The sequence below is a fragment of the Yersinia frederiksenii ATCC 33641 genome (genome assembly GCF_000754805.1).
In the GTDB taxonomy this organism is placed as follows: Bacteria; Pseudomonadota; Gammaproteobacteria; order Enterobacterales; family Enterobacteriaceae; genus Yersinia; species Yersinia frederiksenii.
Genome location: NZ_KN150731.1, coordinates 4538586 through 4558143, shown reverse-complemented (window position 1 = coordinate 4558143; position 19558 = coordinate 4538586). Strand labels below are relative to the sequence as shown.

Here is a 19558-nt window from a genome sequence, read left to right as displayed (position 1 = left end):
TATGCAGGATAAAAAAATGCCCCAGCGGTTTAACTGCGGGGCATTTTTATTGTGGTAAACCACTCATAAGGCAATGTACTCAAGGGCATTTACCACTAAAGGCGTAGCGAGCGGAAGTAGTTTGATTGCGGACAGTCATCCTCACGTACACTCAGTACGTGAGGATGACGAGCACTGCCCAATATCAAAATACGAACGCGCAGTAGCCGTTAACTTATAGCCATTCGGTGTGGAATACACCTTCTTTATCTGTACGCTTATAAGTATGCGCACCAAAATAGTCGCGCTGTGCCTGAATCAGGTTGGCAGGCAACACTGCTGAACGGTAACTATCGTAGTAGTTAATCGCCGCAGAGAATGTTGGTGTCGGGATACCGTTCTGAACCGCATAAGACACAACATCACGCAGCGCTTGCTGGTATTCATCAGCGATCTGCTTGAAGTAAGGAGCCAACAGCAAGTTAGCAATATCCGCATTTTCTGCGTAAGCATCAGTGATTTTCTGCAAGAACTGAGCACGAATAATACAACCGGCACGGAAAATCTTGGCGATCTCACCGTAGTGCAGATCCCAATTATTCTCGTCTGAAGCCGCTTTCAGCTGAGAGAAACCTTGTGCGTAAGAAACGATTTTACCCAGATACAACGCGCGACGGATTTTCTCGATAAATTCAGCTTTATCACCGGCAAAAGGCTGTACTTTAGGGCCTGTCAGCACTTTAGATGCTGCAACACGCTGGTCTTTCAGAGAGGACAAATAGCGGGCAAATACAGACTCAGTAATCAATGTTAATGGCTCACCCAAGTCCAGAGAACTTTGGCTAGTCCACTTACCGGTGCCTTTATTGGCAGCTTCATCCAGGATCACATCAACCAGATATTTACCATCTTCATCTTTCTTGGTGAAGATATCTTTTGTGATATCAATCAGGTAGCTATTCAGCTCGCCTTTATTCCACTGCGTAAAGGTGCTTGCCAGCTCTTCGTTGCTCAAACCCAAAGACTGTTTTAGCAGAGAATAGGCTTCTGCGATCAACTGCATGTCACCGTATTCGATACCGTTGTGAACCATTTTCACGTAATGGCCAGCACCGTCTGCACCGATATAAGCAACACAGGCTTCACCGTCATCAGCACGAGCAGCAATCTTCTCAAGAATAGGTGCCACTAGTTCGTAAGCTTCTTTCTGACCACCAGGCATAATTGAAGGGCCTTTTAATGCGCCCTCTTCGCCACCGGAAACACCGGTACCGATAAAGTTAAAACCTTGTGCAGAAAGTTCACGATTACGACGGATGGTGTCTTTATAGTAGGTATTGCCACCATCAATCAGAATGTCACCTTTATCAAGATGTGGCGTCAGTGAAGCAATAGTCTTATCAGTCGCTTCACCCGCTTTCACCATCAGCAGAATACGGCGCGGTTTTTCCAGTGAGTCAACAAACTCTTCAACGGTATAGCTTGGCACCAGATTTTTACCTGGATTCTCGGCAACCACTTCGTCGGTTTTGTCTGATGAACGGTTAAAAATAGAAACGGAATAACCACGACTTTCGATGTTGAGCGCCAGGTTACGGCCCATCACCGCCATACCGACAACGCCGATCTGTTGTTTGGACATTAAAAAACTCCTGTCTGAAGGATGACACCTGTTACCGGCCTTGAGGCCAACAGGTTTTTGATGTGGGAAACATGTTAACTCAGGATTATGTCAGCTGGGTAGTGATTGGTGCGATAGATAGCACAACTGACCAGTTGCTGTCCGCACTCGTTTGCTTTATCTGAGTAAACAGCGCATATGACTCAATTCACCACGGCAAATAGTACAAAAAAAAAGCAATCACATGGATTGCTTTTCATCTATCTTTAATTTTGCTTACGCCAGAAAATCTTTCAGCCAAGCTTTAAATTCAGCCCCTTGTTTTGGATGACGTAATCCATAAGCAACATAAGCCTGCATATAACCAAGTTTCTCACCACAGTTGTATGATTGTCCGGTTAAGGCCACAGCATCGACCGGTTTTTCCTCAGCCAAAGCATCAATGGCATCGGTCAACTGAATTCGACCCCATGCTCCCGGTTTGGTCTTTTCTAATAGCGGCCAGATATCGGCAGATAACACATAACGCCCAACCGCAGACAGATTTGATTGCAGGTCCGCCGGGCTTTGAGGCTTCTCAACCATGGCTTTGATTCGGCTGCTTTCACCGGGAGCCAATTCAGGCTTCTCACAAGAAATTACCGAGTAATTTGATAATGCCTCGGGTTCGACTGAATGCACCAAAACCTGGCTAGTTCCCGTCTCTTCGAAACGTTTGACTAATTGGGCAAGATTGTCTCGAGTCAGGTCTGATTTGGCATCATCAATCAGCACATCCGGCAGCAACACGGCAAATGGCTCATCCCCCACCAGTGGCTTAGCACATAATACAGCATGGCCCAAACCTTCAGCATGCCCTTGGCGAATATGCATGATAGTCACACCTGGCGGGCAGATAGATTGCACTTCATCCAATAGCTGGCGCTTAACCCGAGCCTCCAGCATGGCTTCTAGCTCATAAGAAGTATCGAAATGGTTCTCTACCGCATTCTTTGATGAGTGGGTTATCAAGATAATTTCTTTAATACCGGCAGCAACACATTCATTAACTACATATTGGATCAACGGTTTATCAACAATAGGTAGCATTTCTTTTGGAATGGCTTTTGTCGCTGGCAACATTCTCATGCCTAAACCTGCCACAGGGATTACTGCTTTCAACTTGGTCATAATTAACCTACTGATTTCTCATGCGAATTTAAATAATTTTATATTCAGTTGCTAAACCAATCTTAGTTGATTTGCTGCTTCAGCCAGGCTGTAAAATTTTCACCTTCGGTATTATGACGCACACCATAAGTGACAAAGGCTTTCATATAACCTAATTTATCGCCGCAATCATGTGATTTACCCGTCATATGGAATGCTTCAACAGGTTCTTGCTCCATTAACATCGCAATGGCATCGGTAAGCTGAATCTCATCACCTGCACCTCGAGGCGTTTTCTTCAGCAATGGCCAGATATCTTTAGACAACACATAGCGCCCAACCACAGCAAGGTTAGACGGAGCATCAGCGACGGAAGGCTTCTCAACAACAGCCGTCATTAGCGTACTTTCCCCCGGCGCTAAGTCGACGTGGCCGCAATCCGCGATACCGTATTTAGAAACATCAGATTGGGGTACTGGCTCCACCATAATCTGGCTACGTCCAGTTTCCTCAAAACGCTGAATCATCTTGGCAAGATTTTCTTTAGACAAATCAGCCGTTGAATCATCAAGCAAAACATCCGGCAACAACACAATAAACGGATTGTCACCCACCATGGATTGAGCACAAAGTACGGCATGCCCCAACCCTTTGGCATGACCCTGACGCACTTGCATGATAGTAACGTCCGGCGGGCAAATATTTTTAATCTCTTTTAATAACTGCCGCTTAACCCGAGATTCCAGTGCCGCTTCCAATTCAAATGATGTATCGAAATGGTTTTCTATCGCATTCTTTGATGAATGGCTTACCAACACGATCTCTTTGACCCCAGCAGCAACACATTCATTCACGATATATTGAATCAGGGGCTTATCGACCACTGGCAGCATTTCTTTCGGAATCGCCTTGGTCGCTGGCAACATGCGGGTGCCAAGTCCGGCGACAGGAATGACTGCTTTCAAACATTTCATTACTATGACCTCTTCAACTTTAAATAGTTAAATCTAGTGGTATTGATTCTGTGAACTTAGCGGAATAAACTCAGATGGCTCATTATTAATTTTTCTGCAACAAAGCTTACATCAGAAAGTTCCTGATAACATTTTTTAAATATAAGTAAATATTTCATGCGGTTGTAATCACTAAAAGAGTTGATAAGATACATGCTATTAAAAAACATCACTCTCTTAAATAATAAAAGTGCAATAATCAGATATTATCTATCAATTATTTTATTATATAAATCTATATAGCTTGAAACCATTTTCTCAGAAGTAAAATTCTCTAAATAACGATTTCGTGCGTTACGACCAAACTCCTCAGATAACTCAATATTATCCCATAACTGATCCATCGCGGTTCTCAATGCAATTGGATCTGATGGAGGGACAACTAATCCCGTCTGTTGATCAATATTAATAAATGTCGTGCCCGTTCCTATCTCGCTTGAGATTAAAGGTTTACCATACATAGCCCCCTCTAATAGAGTGATGCCAAAAGCTTCGGAACGTAAATGAGAAGGAAAAACAACTGCGTAACAAAGTGTCAATAGCGCGGTTTTATCTTCATCAGATACGGCACCTATAAAATAAATATTTTCAATTTTGAGTTCTTTTACTTGTCTTTTTAATTCAGCCTCAATCGGCCCAGCACCAACGATAACTATCGGATAAGTTGATTTCTTAGCCGCTTCAATAAGAATATGTAAGCCCTTATAATAGCGGAAAGCCCCAACAAATAGGAAGAAACGGGAACCAAATTTATTCTTCCAAAACTCAAGCCGATCAGTTTCAGGTAATGGATAAGAATTCTCATCAAGACCATAAGGGATAACACTGACTTTATGTGAAAATCTCTTTAGCGTTACACTAGTCGCCACATAATTAGGTGAAGCAGCCACAATATGTGAAACGTCGCCAAGGAATTTGTTCATTAGCGGTGCATATAGCTTTAATATATTTTTCTGTTTAACAATGTCAGAATGGTAACTAACAACTGTAGGTTTTTTAATACCAGATAAAAAATGAAGCATATCCATAAAAGGAAATGGAAAATGATAGTGGATAATATCTGCCTGTTGAGCTAGCTTTTTAAAATCCTTGAATGCTTGAAAAGAAAAAGGCGTCGATGCTGCTTCAAAATTTATTGGAGAACAATATGCCGTATGCGATTTTATTTTCTGGTTAACAATTTGACCTCGTTTACTTAAAGAAAGCACTGTAGAGTCCACACCTCTATCTGAGCCACCTTCGCATAATTGAAAAATAACTTGCTCAATGCCACCAAATGAATCCGGATAATATGTTTTATAAAAATGTAGAACTTTTAGCATTATATTGTTATACCTGCTTATAAGCTTCTATTGTTTTCTGGGCGCATCTAGCCCATGAAAATGTTTTCGCTCTGGAAAGAGCTGATTCAATTGATAGACTACGCCAATTCTCATCTTCCAAGCTTTTAATAATAGCGGTAGTCAATCCCTCAATATCCAGTGCATCACACATTAGGCCGGACTCACCTAAAACTTCAGGTAATGAGGCAGCATTGGAACAAACAACAGGTACACCTGATGCCATAGCTTCAAGAACCGGTAATCCAAATCCTTCATATAACGAAGGAAATAAAAATGTTCTTGCACCAGAGAAAAGTAAGGGTAGATCTTCTGAACTTAGATAGCCAAGATATAATAACCAACCTTGCTCTGCGGCCAGTTCAAAGCGACGGTGCAAAGCTTCGCTATTCCAGCCTGAAAAACCACAAATTACCAATGGATATCGTGAACGTAGTTCCAAAGGAAGGCGCTCATAAGCATCAAGCAAAGTTACAATATTTTTTCTTGGTTCAATTGTTCCCGTAAATAGCGTGTACTGACCTGCAATCAAGTTCAAACGATCCATTAGACTTTGTAAAGAAGCATATTCACGAGGATAAAAATCACCACTGCTCGCTAATGGCGCAGAAACTATCTTCTCAATAGGATAATCAAAATACTCTGCTAGCTCTTTACGAGTAAATTCAGAGTCTGTGATTAAAATTTTTGCCCTTTTTAACGTTAATAATAACTCTTTTTGCATATAGCGGACACGATTTTCTGGGTGACATTTTGACCAAGTAAAAATTGAAAGATCATGAAAAGTAGCAACCGCATTAGGAACTCGAGGAGGCAGGTAAAAATTTGGACTATGATAAATGAAACTATTATAGGGTCTTAAAGCTAAACTCTTTAACCAAGGAGCAGAAAGGCGATATAACTCACTAGCAAGTGCACTATTTTTGACAAAAGTCTTTACCCCTGAAGTCGCACTCGACTTAACATTAATAGAAGGTAAATTTGGAGATATCGTTCTTCCTTGCAAGAAAAGAAAATCTGAAATTTCATCATTACCCTGCAACTGTCTAGCTAGTTCATAAGTATAGCGACCAATTCCAGTCAAAGGATATTTAATAGGATCAGTACCAAAAATAACTCTCATTATTTATCTTCCAGCATCCAACGCAGAGTCTCTTCCAATGGTGGAGTATTCCACCCATCAACAATACTCTGTAATTTTGTGGAATCTCCACATAGCGTTTTTACTTCATTAGCACGAACAAAAGCGGGATTTACATGGATAGATAAACTATGTGAAGCTATTTTTTCACATAGGTTAATAACTTCACGTAATGAATGGGTTCTACCAGAACAAACGTTGACAGTTTCACCAATAGGTTTGGCTAGTAAGAGTCCCAAATAAGCTTTAACTAGAGCTCTTACATCGGTAAAGTCACGCCATACATCCAAATTACCTAATTCAATTTCACTCGCTTTACGCTTAAAATGAGAAACTATCTTAGGCAACAAGAAATTATCTGATTGCCCTACTCCAGTATAATTAAATGGGCGAACTATGATAATTGGTAATTTTTCAGACCAGAGTTTAGCCATATACTCCATAGCTAACTTACTGACAGCATAATCATTCGCTGGATTCACTATTGTTGTTTCACTCAACATACCTGCTTGTGTATTACCATAAACATTGGCGCTACTAGCAAGCAAAACAGATTCAATATTGTCAGCAACAGTGCTTAGTGCCGCCAACAAATTTCGAGTTCCAACAACATTGACATCATAAAAAGCGGCAGGATTACCATGTCCAACAAAAGCAATAGCAGCGAGGTGGACAACAATGTGTGGCTCCACCTGTTTAATGATCGAGGTTAGTCCATCAATATCCAGTAGATCCACTTGAAAATAGTCAAGATCATTTGAAGGCTGAGAACCTAAACCAAATACCCGGTAACCGGCAGCGGATAATTCCGCTGCCATATAATGGCCGGTAAATCCCTGAATACCGGTGATCAGGGCACGCTTGCCATTTATTGACATCAGAATGAGAAACCTTGTTTATTACGGCGAAGATCTTCTTCTACCATCATCTGACAGAGTTCTTCTAATGTCGTTTTTGGTTCCCATCCAAGTACGTCTTTTGCTTTTTGTGGATTACCAATCAACAACTCAACCTCTGCTGGACGGTAGAACTTAGGATTCACTTTAACTAAGGTTTTTCCTGTTACAGTATCGATCCCGACTTCATGTTCATCTTTCCCTTCAAAACGCAAATTAAAACCAGCTGCTTTAAATGCCATCGAGACAAAATCACGTACAGTTTCTGTGCGATTAGTAGCCAGAACAAAAGTATCAGGCACATCGGCTTGCAGCATACGCCACATACCTTCTACATATTCTTTAGCAAAGCCCCAATCGCGTTTGGCATCCATATTCCCTAATTCAAGAATATCCAATTTACCTAATTTAATTTTTGCGACTGAGTCTGTAATTTTACGGGTAACAAATTCGCGTCCGCGCAATGGCGATTCATGATTAAAAAGAATACCGCTGCAACCAAAAATGCCATAACTTTCACGATAGTTAATCGTCATCCAGTGCGCGTACAATTTAGCTACGCCATAAGGGCTACGCGGATAGAATGGGGTTTCTTCAATTTGTGGAATCGCCTGAACTTTACCAAACATCTCAGAGGTAGATGCCTGGTAAAAACGAATTTTGGTGTTAACAATACGAATAGCTTCTAATAAGTTCAACGGACCAAGGCCAGTAATTTCCGCCGTTGTTGCTGGTTGGTCAAAAGAAACACCAACAAAGCTTTGAGCTGCTAAGTTGTACACTTCAGTTGCTTGTGTAGTTTGTAACAAACGAATACTGGCAGAAAGATCGGTCAGGTCATATTCCACTAAGTGTAGATTAGGATATTTATCAATACCTAACTCTTCAATGCGCCAGAAATTAACAGAACTGGTACGACGATAAGTACCATAAACTTTATAGCCTTTCTCAAGTAACAATTCCGCAAGATATGCACCATCTTGGCCAGTGATACCGGTAATAATTGCAGTTTTCATATTCATAAAATTATCCACATTCAATTTATTTAACTATTCACTAGTTGTTCGTTTTCCGTAATTAGAACATCTAACAACTGTTGCGCACTCTGTTCCCACGTTTGCCACTTAATTTTATTCGAGTTGGGTATTTTGTTCATATCATAAAGTACGAGCCAGTCCTGTATTACAATTGCTAAATCATCAGGATCTAGTCCTGAAAAATACAACGCATTATCATCAGCGACCTCTCTAAAAACAGGAATATCTCGAGCTATTATAGGCAAGTTATGTTGTGCTGCCTCAATAAGGGGTAAACCAAAACCCTCACCTTGGCTAGCAGATATTAAGCAATCACATTTTTTGTATATATTTTCGAGAAATTCATCGCTAATACCTTCAAGCCAGAACAATCGCTTATTTAATTCAGGGTGAGAATGTAATTTTTCTATAAACGGTTCAACCATCCAACCTTGCTTGCCTACAATAACTAAATTTATATCTACCCCTTTATTCCAAAGTAATTCAAATGCAGCGAGTGTTTGAGAATGTCCTTTGCGTGGTTCTATTGTGCTAACTGTCAAAAATGATTTACGTAATCCTAATTGAGTAAGAATAAAACTAGAACGTTTAGGCATTCCTTGGGAAGGGCAAGAATTATTCAAATCAGCACCTAGATGGAACCAGTTTATATCAAGACTTTTTATTTTTTCAACTTTATTTTTTTTAATCCAGCACCGCAACTCTTTACTTACAGTTTCTGAAATACACACGACACCAGTAAATTCTGTAATTATATTCAGCCAACGATGAAATAAAGCATTTTCATTCTCCGGAAAAACGTTTGGCTGTAAAACGGGTAAAATATCATATACCATGAAATATATTTTTACGCCTCTATCATACCATTCTTTTAAAGAGTTTTGTTGTTCAAACACAATGCCAGAATTGAAATCGAGACCTAAAAAAAGATCATCACTCCAGACATCTACAACTTCGTCATTCACAAAGTCATCCGGTATTCCTAGTAATTCGCAGGTAAACTTACGAGCATATCTATATCCTGGCTTACCAGCAGAGGCATAGATAGCATCCACCACATATCCATCTGGCGGATTTGAAATAAATTGTTTTAAAAGTGCACGAACAACTCTTTGTATTCCAGTTCTTAAATCAACAATTACGAGTGCAGACACATCTACTAATAACTGTTTATGGCGTGGTTTAGGTGGGAAATTTCGGGCCAGAACTGTTGCAACATCAGGAACTAATTGATTAGTAAGTAACTGTGGTTTTTGAATTATCTTCTTGATTAAATCACATAAATTTGCAGTTTCTGTTTTATAAGAACTCTCAATCGCATGCATATACTTTTCTGCACATTTCACTGGAGTATGTTGTGTATGTAACAATTCCGAACCTGAACGACCTAATTCATCTCGAGCTTTTTTATCTCTATATAATACGGTCAAAGCTTCTATAAGTTCTTCATCATAAAATTTTTCAGGTAACTTCCACACAGCATTATCAGGTAAATCAGCCATTGACCCATTAGCATTTACAATTGTTGCCACACCATAATTTAAGCAATCAAGCACAGCTGCAGATGTCTCACCACGTGATAAATCACGTAATTGAACACAGACATCAGCTGAAGATAGCCATAATTTATATGCAGTTTGATCTGTCCAGCCTGTAATACTAACTCTATCATTTCTGTTAATTATTTTTTCGAGGACAAGATTGTAATCTTGATCCAGACTTTCTCCTACAAAAACCAATCTACACGAAGAATCATTAGCCATTGGAGATGCTAACCAAGCATTTAATAATCTGTGATTGAGTTTATGTAAGCCTAAAAATCCGAAGCTACAAACTACAAACTCATTATCTCGAATATCTAATTTATCACGAGAAATAGATTTATTAATATAATCATTATTAGCCGTCGTTCTTAAAAGAGGAATCGAGAACCAATCATTTGATGTATCAGAACCATAATAAAATGATACTAAACGCTTTGAAACATCCGAATGGTAAATGACACCTAGAGCCTTTTGCAATACTCTCAAATTACATGGGTAATTTCTCATGAAATCATTATTATCACTATTGCGATAATATTCTATAACTGCAGACCAACCATGTGAGTACAATATTTCAGAAACCAAACCATAAGGATTATTATTAATAGTTAGGCTTAAATTCAATATCAAATCAGGGATGAAAAAATCATGTAAGACAATAACACCGGGGATCTCCATAAGTAATGGAATCATATGCACATGAAAAGGAGAGTTACCAAAATGGTATAAAACTCTATCATAATTTTTATAGTTATTACGGAATTCATTGCTATTTAAAATAGTACAGTTAGATAAAACCCAAGGGTCAGTAATCTCTTCAGCCTGCTCATAAATAACATCAATAGAGTAATAACGAGCCAACTCAGGTAAAAGTTCAGCACTATAATCACTTATCCCACACCTATCTGGTGGTAAGGGTGAAATATAAGCAAGACGCAATTTTTTTACTGGTCCCTCTGCTTTTAATTTATTATTTTCATAAAATAGAGATCTTAAATTATCACAAATGATTATTGCTGACTCTAGATGGGATGTCAGCAATAGCTCTATGATGTTTATTGTATCGATTTCTTCTGTAGAAAATGAATCATGATACATAAAATTTTCAGATTTAAAAATAACATCAGCGCTTAACAGATTTTCTTTATTTGTTTGAAGCCATTTTTTATATTCTTGACTAGAATAAATGTTATAATTTAACTCGTTAGCTAGTAGAACTGCAGTAGGTATATTTAATGCGGATTTATTGATGCGGATTACAGCATTATCATCAAATCCCTCAAAGAAAGAAGTTATTAATAATACATCAACATTCAAATTTAAAATAAATAACTCTCTAATATTACAAGCTAATTCATTTCTAACTTCTTTTTCTTTACCATCTGCTTTAATTAAAGAGTCCCACACTTTAATCTTATCTTGTGATAAAAAACCATAAAATTCGTCACGAATGAATGATATAGAATCAGATAGCATTCCATTCAATACTAATATTACAGTATCATCTTGAGATAATTTTATAACTTTCTTTATAATATTTATTATTTCCAAAGATTTTTCATTCTCTGGACCTAAAACCTGAACTCCTTGCATATCAATTGCTATACGCATTAATATCTACCTTATTATTCTTAACTATAATTAAATTTAAACGACAGAATTGTAAGTATTATAATAAAATTCAATTTTATATATCTATTGAATCTTTATTATTTTTTCTCTTAATAAGTTGTGTGTAAATTTCATTTGCGCGAGGAGATAACAGTTCACTTCCCTGTTGGGATGTACGCTTTATAGTTGAGCTAGATTTCATATTAAGGCGATAATAAATACTTTTTAATTTTGGATAGAGCCTAACTTTTTTCGTTATAAATACTATTTTTCTTCTTAGGTTAGGTCGCTGTGAAATAAAATAGATAACCTTCTGAATTCCTGATTTAATTATTTTTTTACTCTGCTGAATCAATGTTGAAGGTAAAATAAATATTACTGCTTTTTTCAGCAATCTAAGTGGTGCTGTTATTTTCCAAGAAGCACTTGAGTATATCGCTTTTATTTGTTCATGACTCTCCATCAGCTTCAATTCTAATGCATTTTTCTCATTTATTAATCTAAGGGAAAGTTCATTTATTTTATCATCTCGCATCTTAAATGCATGGTTAAGATGCATGCTGAACTTATTTATAGCCATATCAAGATCAGAACCAAATTCTTTATTATAAATATTATCAAATTTATCAAGAATGTCTTTTGGACCATCTTTTTGTGCAACTAAACCATAGTCCTGTCCTACAACTGTGAAAATATCTATCAATTGAAGTGACTCTGGAGTCGTTATATCAGTTCGTCCCTGAAGCCTTATAACTTTACTGCGTTTAAATCCAAAATAATTAGTCAGAAAACTAAGTAGTTTGTTTGGTATTGGCATAATGTGAGTTGGGTCTAAATAAAAAGTATTGGTACTAACAATTATATTTTCACAATTTGGTGTTTCAATAATTAACAATCCGCCAGGCTTGAGTATACGTAATGCCTCTTGGACAAGAAGTTTCACATTTTCAAAACCTATATGTTCTACAAGATGAAAAGATGAAACTAATGAAACGGAGTTATCATCTAAGCTCTGTAAATACTGGATTACATCTTGTTGTCGTACATTAAGATTTAGATCACGACAATAAGAAAGCATTCCTTCATCTAAATCTATCCCTTCAGTCTTAAAGCCTGCCTCATTAAGTAATTCAAGCCATTCTCCTCTCCCACAACCCAGATCGCAGGTGTTACTATTTGGATAAATTTCGGCTAGTGGTAGATAAAAATCACGGTAAGCTACCAATCGAGATTTGATTAATTCTCTTGAACCACGGTATTTTTTTTCAAATTCACTATAAAAACTATCTTTCATAAATGTAATTAACCTCTGGTTCTAACCATGAAACACCTACAAAAGATGTTTTGTCTATATTTATTATATCAAATATCAGGGCCAAATCTCGCCATTCATAATTCTTATGAATATGAGTATCTTGCTCATGTAATGCAACGGCTATAGAATAACTGCCTTCGCCTAGATTCATTGGAAATAAGAAATTAAACGATATTATTTGCCCACTTGTTAAACTCTTAATTTCTTTATCTAAATGATAGGTGTTTGTTCCATACATCACTTGCCCTAAACGATCTTTTATCATATATCCCAATACTATTTCTGGAATATCTGATGCAATGCCAACTTTAATACATAAATTTGCTAGCTCACCAACATTAAAAACCTCAGTTCTTACACCTTCATTGTTATAAAGGCCAATATCTATTATAGATGCATCCCCAGAGCCCGATACTGTTTGTATTAAACCATCTGGACTTTCTGTTTGTTTAACTGAAGAAGTATCCTTCGCAGCTAGCATAGCATTATAATAATCCATCACGGCTTCGGGTTTCCCTTCCATTAAAATAGTCCCTGCATTTAGCAGAATAGCCCTATCACAAATGGATTGAATTGCCGCTTTATCGTGTGAAACAAGTAGTAATGTAGTACCTTGCTTACGATACTCTCGAATTCTTTCAAAACTTTTATGCTGGAAATAGGCATCACCTACTGATAATGCTTCATCGACAATAAGGATATCCGGCCTTATCGCTGTAGCTACACTAAAAGCAAGACGCATTTGCATACCACTGGAATATACCCGTACTGGTTGATCGATATATTCTCCGATCTCAGCAAATGCTTCTATCTCTGGCATCAATCGTTCAATTTCTGCAACCGTCAGACCTAAGAGTTGTCCAGACATATATACATTCTGCCTGCCAGAAAAGTCCGGATGAAAACCAATCCCCAACTCAAGTAATGCGGCAACACGACCAGTCAACTTGATTGAACCTGTTGTTGGATGAGCCGTTCCAGTAATCAGTTTTAGTAAAGTACTCTTCCCGGCACCATTAATACCTATTAATCCTATAGCCTCGCCCGGCCTAACAGTGAAACTAATATCCCGGAGAACCCATGTTAAGGTATGTCGTATTATTTTTACTGGTGATATCCATTCAATCAATCGACCAAAACGTGTAGGGTAATTTTTGTAGGCTTTACCTATATTAGTGACAGTGATGCTTCCCATTACAATTCATCCACCATATCTGCTGAATGTTTTCTAAATAGATACATACCCAAAATACAGAGGAAAACAGCTATTGTCGCTACAGGCCATAATGCAGACCAATTGGGCATATGCTGCTTTATAATTATTTGTTGATAATTATCAACTAAGACAGCCATAGGATTAAACCTTAATAAGGATTGTGCACCTTTTGGTAAAGTACTCATTACATAGACAATAGGAGTGAACCAAAACCAAAACTGAAGTAGCACTGTTACAAATTGACCAACATCTCTAAAGAATACGTTTATTACGCCTAGAGAAATGCCAAGCCCTGTTGCAAATAACACTTGAATTACAAGAGGTATAATTAAGACTATTATAGAAATAGGATGGAAATTACCAGTTACAATCAAAAAAACAACAAACAATGAAAATATAATAATAAAATTAATAAGTGCGGACAATACAACAATAATGGGTAAACATATCTTAGGGAAATTTAGCTTTTTCAATAAACCAGCATTTTCAATAAAAACATTCTGTCCCCGCCCTACTATCTCAGCAAAAAGCCCCCATGTAATAATACCGATACATAGATATATGCTGTAGGAAAATGTCCCTACATCACCTGGTAAGCGAGCTTTCATTACCTGAGAAAAGACTAAAGTGTATACTAGAATCATTGACAGTGGCTGTAAAACAAGCCATGTAGCACCTAGCATACTTTTTTGGTATTTTGCCTGAAATTCACGTTGCACACTACCTAAAATAAAGCCTCTATAGCGATAAATAGCCAATAGCATCTCTTTCACAATTACTCCCCTGCCAACAATTCTAAAATCTCTTTGGTCTTATTATTCATCAATACTGTATTTCCTATTGACTCAACATTTAGACGTACTACTGGCTCTGTATTTGAAGTTCTTAGATTAAATCGCCAGTCACTGTATTCAATACTGATACCATCGGTGAAATCAACATTGACAGCATCCGGTTCGTAAATAGCTCTAATTTGAGCAATACGGCTTTTTGCATCTGTTAGTTTACGGTTAATTTCACCTGAAGCAGGAAATGCACGCATACGATCACCAACCAATTGGCTTAAAGATTTGTTTTTAACGCTAAGTAATTCAGCCACTAACAGCCATGGAATCATTCCGCTATCGCAGTATGCAAAATCGCGAAAATAGTGATGCGCACTCATTTCTCCACCGTATATTGCATCTTCTTTACGCATTCTTTCCTTGATAAAAGCATGGCCCGTCTTAGACATAACAGGAATGCCGCCAGCTTTAGAGATAATGTCGACCGTATTCCAGGTTAACCGCGGGTCATGAATTATTTTTGCTCCCTTTTCTTTCTGTAAGAAAGCTTCGCCTAAGAGGCCTACAATATAGTAGCCTTCAATAAACTCTCCACTTTCATCAAATAGGAAGCAGCGGTCAAAATCCCCATCAAATGCGATCCCGATATCTGCACCAGACTCAATAACAGATTTCTCTGTATCAGCTCGGCACTCAGGCAGTAGAGGGTTAGGAATACCATTTGGGAAATGGCCATCAGGATGATGGTGAACTTTGACTAATTCGATGGGAAGGTGTGCAGCAACGAAGCGTTTTTCAATTTCATCGATAACATGTCCGGCCGCGCCATTGCCGGAATTAATTACGAGTTTCAAAGGCCTGGTAAAGTTTTTAAAATCGATATAACCCATCAGATGATCTACGTATTCATTGAGTATCGAGATCTTCTTATAACTTCCTCTTTTACTTTGATCTGGTACTGCGAAATTATTTTCTTCTGCGAGTCTTTGGATATCATGTAGACCAGTGTCACCGCTAATAGGCTTAGCATCTTCTCGAACCAACTTCATACCGTTGTAGTTCATCGGATTATGACTCGCAGTCACTTCGATTCCGCCATCCACACCTAAATGAAACGTAGCGAAGTAAATCTCTTCAGTCCCGCTTAAACCAATATCTAAGATATCACTACCAGCATCCATCAGCCCTTCGGCCAATGCCATTTTTAATGCTTCACTGGTTAACCGGACATCGCCACCGACAACAATAGTTTTGGGCTTTAAATATTCACCAAAAGCTCGGCCAATACGGTAAGCAATATCCTCATTCAGTTCTGTGCCTAATTGACCACGGATATCATAAGCTTTAAAACACGTTAAGGTATTCATTGTTCCCTCGAAATCAGCAACGGCCATAGTGGTCTTTAATTCTGATAATATCATCATCACCTAAGTAGGAACCTGACTGAACCTCAATGAGTTCAAGTGGAATTTTACCTGGATTTTCTAGCATATGGAGGGAACCAATGGGAATAAAAGTTGACTGATTCTCAGTAATTAAGAATGTCTTGTCCGCGATGGTCACTTTTGCAGTGCCGGATAACACAATCCAATGTTCTGCTCGATGATGATGCATCTGCATAGAAAATGCCCCACCAGGTTTGACCGTGATGCGGTTAACATTAAAGCGCTGTTCATTAACAATGATATCGCTCCGTCCCCAAGGGCGATATGTTTCCCTATGGCGGCGATATTCACTGCGTTTTTTCAACTTAAGATGTTCAACAATTTTTTTAACGTCTTGCACCTTAGATTTATCTACTACCAACACGGCATCTTTAGTACTGACAATGACTAAGTTATCGACTCCTACCGCAGCAACTAATTTTTCATCAGTATTAATGTAGCAATTTTGGGTATCATGTAGGAATGTGTCGCCGGTAACAGCATTACCTGACTTATCTTTGTTACTCACATCCCATAGTGCAGACCAGGAGCCAACATCGCTCCAGCCCGCATCAAGCGGTACCACCACCGCGCTATTAGTTTGCTCCATCACAGCATAATCAATAGACTCATCTGGACAGACACTGAACTTATCTTTATCGATAGTAATAAAATCCTTGTCCGAGTCCGAATCCTTCATCGCCGCTTTGCAGGCATCGAGAATATCAGGTCTGAACTTTTCTAATTCTTGAATATATCGCTTAGCGCGGAACATAAACATACCGCTATTCCAATAGTACTCACCAGAATTAATATACTGCTCTGCAGTTTTTAAATTAGGCTTTTCGACAAAACGCTCAACTTTGAAAGCTTCAGAGATATCAGTAACAGTCGCTTCACCACGCTGTATATAGCCATAGCCCGTTTCTGGGCCTGTTGGAACAATTCCGAAGGTGACCAAACTGTCTTTCTTAGCAAACGGGATAGCCTTGGTCACGGCTTGATGGAAAGCATCACAGTCATTAATGATGTGATCCGCGGCCAACACTAACATTATTGGATCGTCACCTTGGGAGACAGCGTTTAGTGCAGCTAACGCAATGGCAGGAGCCGTATTCCGTCCGACAGGCTCTAATATTATATTGTGTGACAGTTTATTTATTTGCCGCAACTGTTCGGCCACTAAGAAACGATGCTCTTCATTACAAATGACGACCGGCTCTCTAACAGAAATCCCCTCCAGGCGATTTACAGTCTCCTGCAGCATTGAATTTACCCCATGCAAGCGTAAAAACTGCTTAGGATAAAGCTCTCTTGACATCGGCCACAGACGACTACCCGTTCCACCCGCCATAATCACCGGAAGTAACATCCTATATCCTTATCACTATAAAGTTGCATACTACTAGAAATGCCACATTTCAAATGAGAACGGTAATCATTTCATATGAAATAATAATCAGCATACTTAATTGATTTAACAACGCTACCGCCCTTGGCTTCACAGCTACCAATAGCTACTAGATCATATCCAGAACATTTCGCATGTATAACTAATATTATAAATGTATGGCTCTGTTGAGCAAATTATGCTCACATAATTGTTTCTACTGATTATCTATTATATATCATTAAATTTAACTAGGAAATGTCTGTTAGTCTTGTTTATTTCCTCAATGTTTTATTTTTTATTTAACCATTTATTTCAAAAGGTTACAGATTTACGCTTATTTTCTGTACCTGTATTCTTGGGTCGGCAATATCATCTATTTCTTATATTTAAATTTGAAAATTTCATGTTATGCGCCCATTATTCGCTTTGGCGGCATAAGCCGTAAAAATAAAAGGTGAAGTTAGATATATGGAGTGGATCGCAGATCCTACTATTTGGGCAGGGCTGGCGACGCTAGTTGTGCTCGAAATTGTGTTAGGTATTGACAACCTGATATTTATTGCCATTTTGGCGGAAAAACTGCCCCGCCATCTGCGGGATAAGGCCCGAGTCACAGGTCTACTGTGTGCACTTTTGATGCGTCTGGTGCTGTTGGCCAGTATCTCGTGGTTGGCGACATTGACAGCGCCTTTGGTCACTATTTCCGAGCACTCATTCAGTGCGCGTGACCTGATTATGCTCATCGGGGGGGTATTCCTGCTATTTAAAGCCACGATGGAGCTCAATGAACGCCTTGAAGGAAAAGATCATCAACAAAACCAACAACGTAAAGGTGCACGCTTCTGGCCAGTAGTGGCTCAGATTGTGGTGTTAGATGCCATCTTCTCTCTCGATTCGGTGATTACTGCCGTCGGTATGGTAGATCACCTCGCCGTCATGATGGCTGCCGTCTGTATTGCCATTGGTTTGATGCTGTTAGCCAGTAAGTCGTTGACTCGCTTTGTGAATGCACATCCAACCATTGTGATTCTCTGTTTGAGTTTCTTACTGATGATCGGCTTCAGTTTGGTGGCCGAGGGCTTTGGCTACCATATTCCGAAAGGTTATCTGTACGCAGCAATTGGTTTCTCAGTCATCATTGAGTCACTGAATCAGTTTGCGCAATTTAACCGCCGTCGTTTTCTGTCGACTGTACGTCCATTGCGTGAAAGGACCGCAGAAGCCGTGTTGCGAATGCTAAGTGGCAAACATGAAGAGGCTGAATTGGATAACCATACAGCTAATCTGATTGCGGATAATACCAGCACGGGTCAGGAGGTGTTCAATGAGCAAGAGCGCCGGATGATAGAGCGGGTGTTAGGGTTGGCCCAACGTACGGTCAGTAGCATCATGACATCACGCCATGATGTTGAATATCTGGACCTTAATGATCCACCTGAAAAACTGACCCAATTGCTGACAAAAAATCTGCACACCCGAATCGTTGTCACCGAGGATAGCTCGACAGATGAACCTTTGGGTGTTATTCACGTAATTGATTTGCTGAGACAGCAATTATCAGATGAGAAACTCGATTTACGGGCATTGATTCGTCAGCCGTTGATTTTCCCTGAGCAAGTTTCGCTGTTGATGGCGCTTGAGCAATTCCGCCAGGCACAAACGCATTTCGCCTTTGTGGTTGACGAGTTTGGTTCCATCGAAGGGGTTGTCACCCTAACCGACGTGATGGAGACCATTGCAGGTAATCTGCCAGTAGCTGGTGAAGAATTAGATGCCCGCCACGATATTCAGCAAACTGAAGAGGGTTGTTGGATTGCGAACGGCTATATGCCACTGGAAGATTTAGTGCTCTACATACCATTGCCAATTGATGATAAACGCGAGTATCACACCCTGGCTGGATTATTGATGGAATATACCCAGCGGATACCTCAGGTTGGCGATCAGTTGAAGATTGGTGACTATCTTTTTGAACCTTTAGAAGTGAGCAGTCACCGTATATTAAAGGTCAAAATAACGCCGTTGAAAGTGCCAGATCCTGATTATGAAGTGTAACTGGCCTGCGGTGTAAATTCAGACGGCTAAAATTGGCCC

14 protein-coding genes are annotated in these 19558 nt (G+C 39.1%); 1 reads left to right on the top strand and 13 read right to left on the bottom strand.

The genetic code is table 11. The features are described 5' to 3' along the window. Window positions 1-214: 214 nt before the first annotated feature. The 13 genes from gndA to DJ58_RS01890 all read right to left on the bottom strand — a co-directional run bounded on the left by gndA (window position 215) and on the right by DJ58_RS01890 (window position 17443). Window positions 215-1621, bottom strand: coding sequence for an NADP-dependent phosphogluconate dehydrogenase (gndA, locus tag DJ58_RS01830; protein WP_004711090.1), 1407 nt, complete (start codon window positions 1619-1621; stop codon window positions 215-217). Between the two features lie 255 nt (window positions 1622-1876). Further along, a complete protein-coding gene (gene galU / locus DJ58_RS01835; RefSeq protein ID WP_004711088.1) occupies window positions 1877-2770 on the bottom strand; it encodes a UTP--glucose-1-phosphate uridylyltransferase GalU in 894 nt (297 codons plus the stop codon). 62 nt (window positions 2771-2832) lie between these two features. Further along, the gene (galU, locus tag DJ58_RS01840; protein ID WP_004711086.1) at window positions 2833-3723 is read right to left on the bottom strand and encodes a UTP--glucose-1-phosphate uridylyltransferase GalU; all 891 of its coding nucleotides are present in this window, start codon (window positions 3721-3723) and stop codon (window positions 2833-2835) included. 245 nt (window positions 3724-3968) lie between these two features. Beyond that, the gene (locus DJ58_RS01845) at window positions 3969-5084 is read right to left on the bottom strand and encodes a glycosyltransferase family 4 protein (protein WP_004711083.1); all 1116 of its coding nucleotides are present in this window, start codon (window positions 5082-5084) and stop codon (window positions 3969-3971) included. Window positions 5085-5091: 7 nt separating this feature from the next. After that, the gene (locus DJ58_RS01850; protein WP_004711081.1) at window positions 5092-6225 is read right to left on the bottom strand and encodes a glycosyltransferase family 4 protein; all 1134 of its coding nucleotides are present in this window, start codon (window positions 6223-6225) and stop codon (window positions 5092-5094) included. After that, window positions 6225-7121 carry a GDP-mannose 4,6-dehydratase gene (locus DJ58_RS01855; RefSeq protein WP_032911583.1) on the bottom strand — a complete coding sequence of 299 codons (897 nt, stop codon included), beginning with the start codon at window positions 7119-7121 and terminating at the stop codon, window positions 6225-6227. The genes DJ58_RS01850 and DJ58_RS01855 overlap by 1 nt, the downstream gene beginning before the upstream one ends. Continuing rightward, window positions 7121-8155, bottom strand: coding sequence for a GDP-mannose 4,6-dehydratase (gmd, locus tag DJ58_RS01860; protein ID WP_032911611.1), 1035 nt, complete (start codon window positions 8153-8155; stop codon window positions 7121-7123). Before gmd ends, DJ58_RS01855 begins: the two co-directional genes overlap by 1 nt. A gap of 29 nt (window positions 8156-8184) precedes the next feature. Next, a complete protein-coding gene (locus DJ58_RS01865) occupies window positions 8185-11331 on the bottom strand; it encodes a glycosyltransferase (RefSeq protein WP_004711078.1) in 3147 nt (1048 codons plus the stop codon). Window positions 11332-11407: 76 nt separating this feature from the next. Beyond that, the gene (locus tag DJ58_RS01870) at window positions 11408-12625 is read right to left on the bottom strand and encodes a class I SAM-dependent methyltransferase (RefSeq protein ID WP_226977635.1); all 1218 of its coding nucleotides are present in this window, start codon (window positions 12623-12625) and stop codon (window positions 11408-11410) included. Beyond that, window positions 12615-13841: an ABC transporter ATP-binding protein gene (locus tag DJ58_RS01875; protein WP_004711074.1), complete on the bottom strand. Its 1227-nt coding sequence runs from the start codon at window positions 13839-13841 to the stop codon at window positions 12615-12617. Before DJ58_RS01875 ends, DJ58_RS01870 begins: the two co-directional genes overlap by 11 nt. Beyond that, on the bottom strand, window positions 13841-14626 hold the full coding sequence (locus DJ58_RS01880) for an ABC transporter permease (RefSeq protein ID WP_032911609.1): 786 nt from the start codon (window positions 14624-14626) through the stop codon (window positions 13841-13843). The genes DJ58_RS01875 and DJ58_RS01880 overlap by 1 nt, the downstream gene beginning before the upstream one ends. 11 nt (window positions 14627-14637) lie before the next feature. After that, window positions 14638-16014 carry a phosphomannomutase CpsG gene (cpsG, locus tag DJ58_RS01885; RefSeq protein ID WP_004711071.1) on the bottom strand — a complete coding sequence of 459 codons (1377 nt, stop codon included), beginning with the start codon at window positions 16012-16014 and terminating at the stop codon, window positions 14638-14640. 13 nt (window positions 16015-16027) lie between these two features. Next, window positions 16028-17443 carry a mannose-1-phosphate guanylyltransferase/mannose-6-phosphate isomerase gene (locus DJ58_RS01890; protein ID WP_004711070.1) on the bottom strand — a complete coding sequence of 472 codons (1416 nt, stop codon included), beginning with the start codon at window positions 17441-17443 and terminating at the stop codon, window positions 16028-16030. 489 nt (window positions 17444-17932) lie between these two features. Here DJ58_RS01890 and DJ58_RS01895 point away from each other — a divergent pair, with 489 nt between their 5' ends. Continuing rightward, on the top strand, window positions 17933-19519 hold the full coding sequence (locus DJ58_RS01895) for a TerC family protein (protein ID WP_032913281.1): 1587 nt from the start codon (window positions 17933-17935) through the stop codon (window positions 19517-19519). The last annotated feature ends 39 nt before the right edge of the window (window positions 19520-19558 follow it).

Excerpts from the sequence above, each read along its gene's own strand:
- gndA (WP_004711090.1), bottom strand. The coding sequence starts at position 1,621 with ATGTCCAAACAACAGATCGGCGTTGTCGGTATGGCGGTGATGGGCCGT.
- DJ58_RS01870 (WP_226977635.1), bottom strand. The coding sequence starts at position 12,625 with ATGAAAGATAGTTTTTATAGTGAATTTGAAAAAAAATACCGTGGTTCA.
- DJ58_RS01850 (WP_004711081.1), bottom strand. The coding sequence starts at position 6,225 with ATGAGAGTTATTTTTGGTACTGATCCTATTAAATATCCTTTGACTGGA.
- DJ58_RS01855 (WP_032911583.1), bottom strand. The coding sequence starts at position 7,121 with ATGTCAATAAATGGCAAGCGTGCCCTGATCACCGGTATTCAGGGATTT.
- DJ58_RS01865 (WP_004711078.1), bottom strand. The coding sequence starts at position 11,331 with ATGCGTATAGCAATTGATATGCAAGGAGTTCAGGTTTTAGGTCCAGAG.
- galU (WP_004711086.1), bottom strand. The coding sequence starts at position 3,723 with ATGAAATGTTTGAAAGCAGTCATTCCTGTCGCCGGACTTGGCACCCGC.
- galU (WP_004711088.1), bottom strand. The coding sequence starts at position 2,770 with ATGACCAAGTTGAAAGCAGTAATCCCTGTGGCAGGTTTAGGCATGAGA.
- DJ58_RS01895 (WP_032913281.1), top strand. The coding sequence starts at position 17,933 with ATGGAGTGGATCGCAGATCCTACTATTTGGGCAGGGCTGGCGACGCTA.
- cpsG (WP_004711071.1), bottom strand. The coding sequence starts at position 16,014 with ATGAATACCTTAACGTGTTTTAAAGCTTATGATATCCGTGGTCAATTA.
- DJ58_RS01890 (WP_004711070.1), bottom strand. The coding sequence starts at position 17,443 with ATGTTACTTCCGGTGATTATGGCGGGTGGAACGGGTAGTCGTCTGTGG.
- gmd (WP_032911611.1), bottom strand. The coding sequence starts at position 8,155 with ATGAAAACTGCAATTATTACCGGTATCACTGGCCAAGATGGTGCATAT.
- DJ58_RS01875 (WP_004711074.1), bottom strand. The coding sequence starts at position 13,841 with ATGGGAAGCATCACTGTCACTAATATAGGTAAAGCCTACAAAAATTAC.
- DJ58_RS01845 (WP_004711083.1), bottom strand. The coding sequence starts at position 5,084 with ATGCTAAAAGTTCTACATTTTTATAAAACATATTATCCGGATTCATTT.
- DJ58_RS01880 (WP_032911609.1), bottom strand. The coding sequence starts at position 14,626 with ATGCTATTGGCTATTTATCGCTATAGAGGCTTTATTTTAGGTAGTGTG.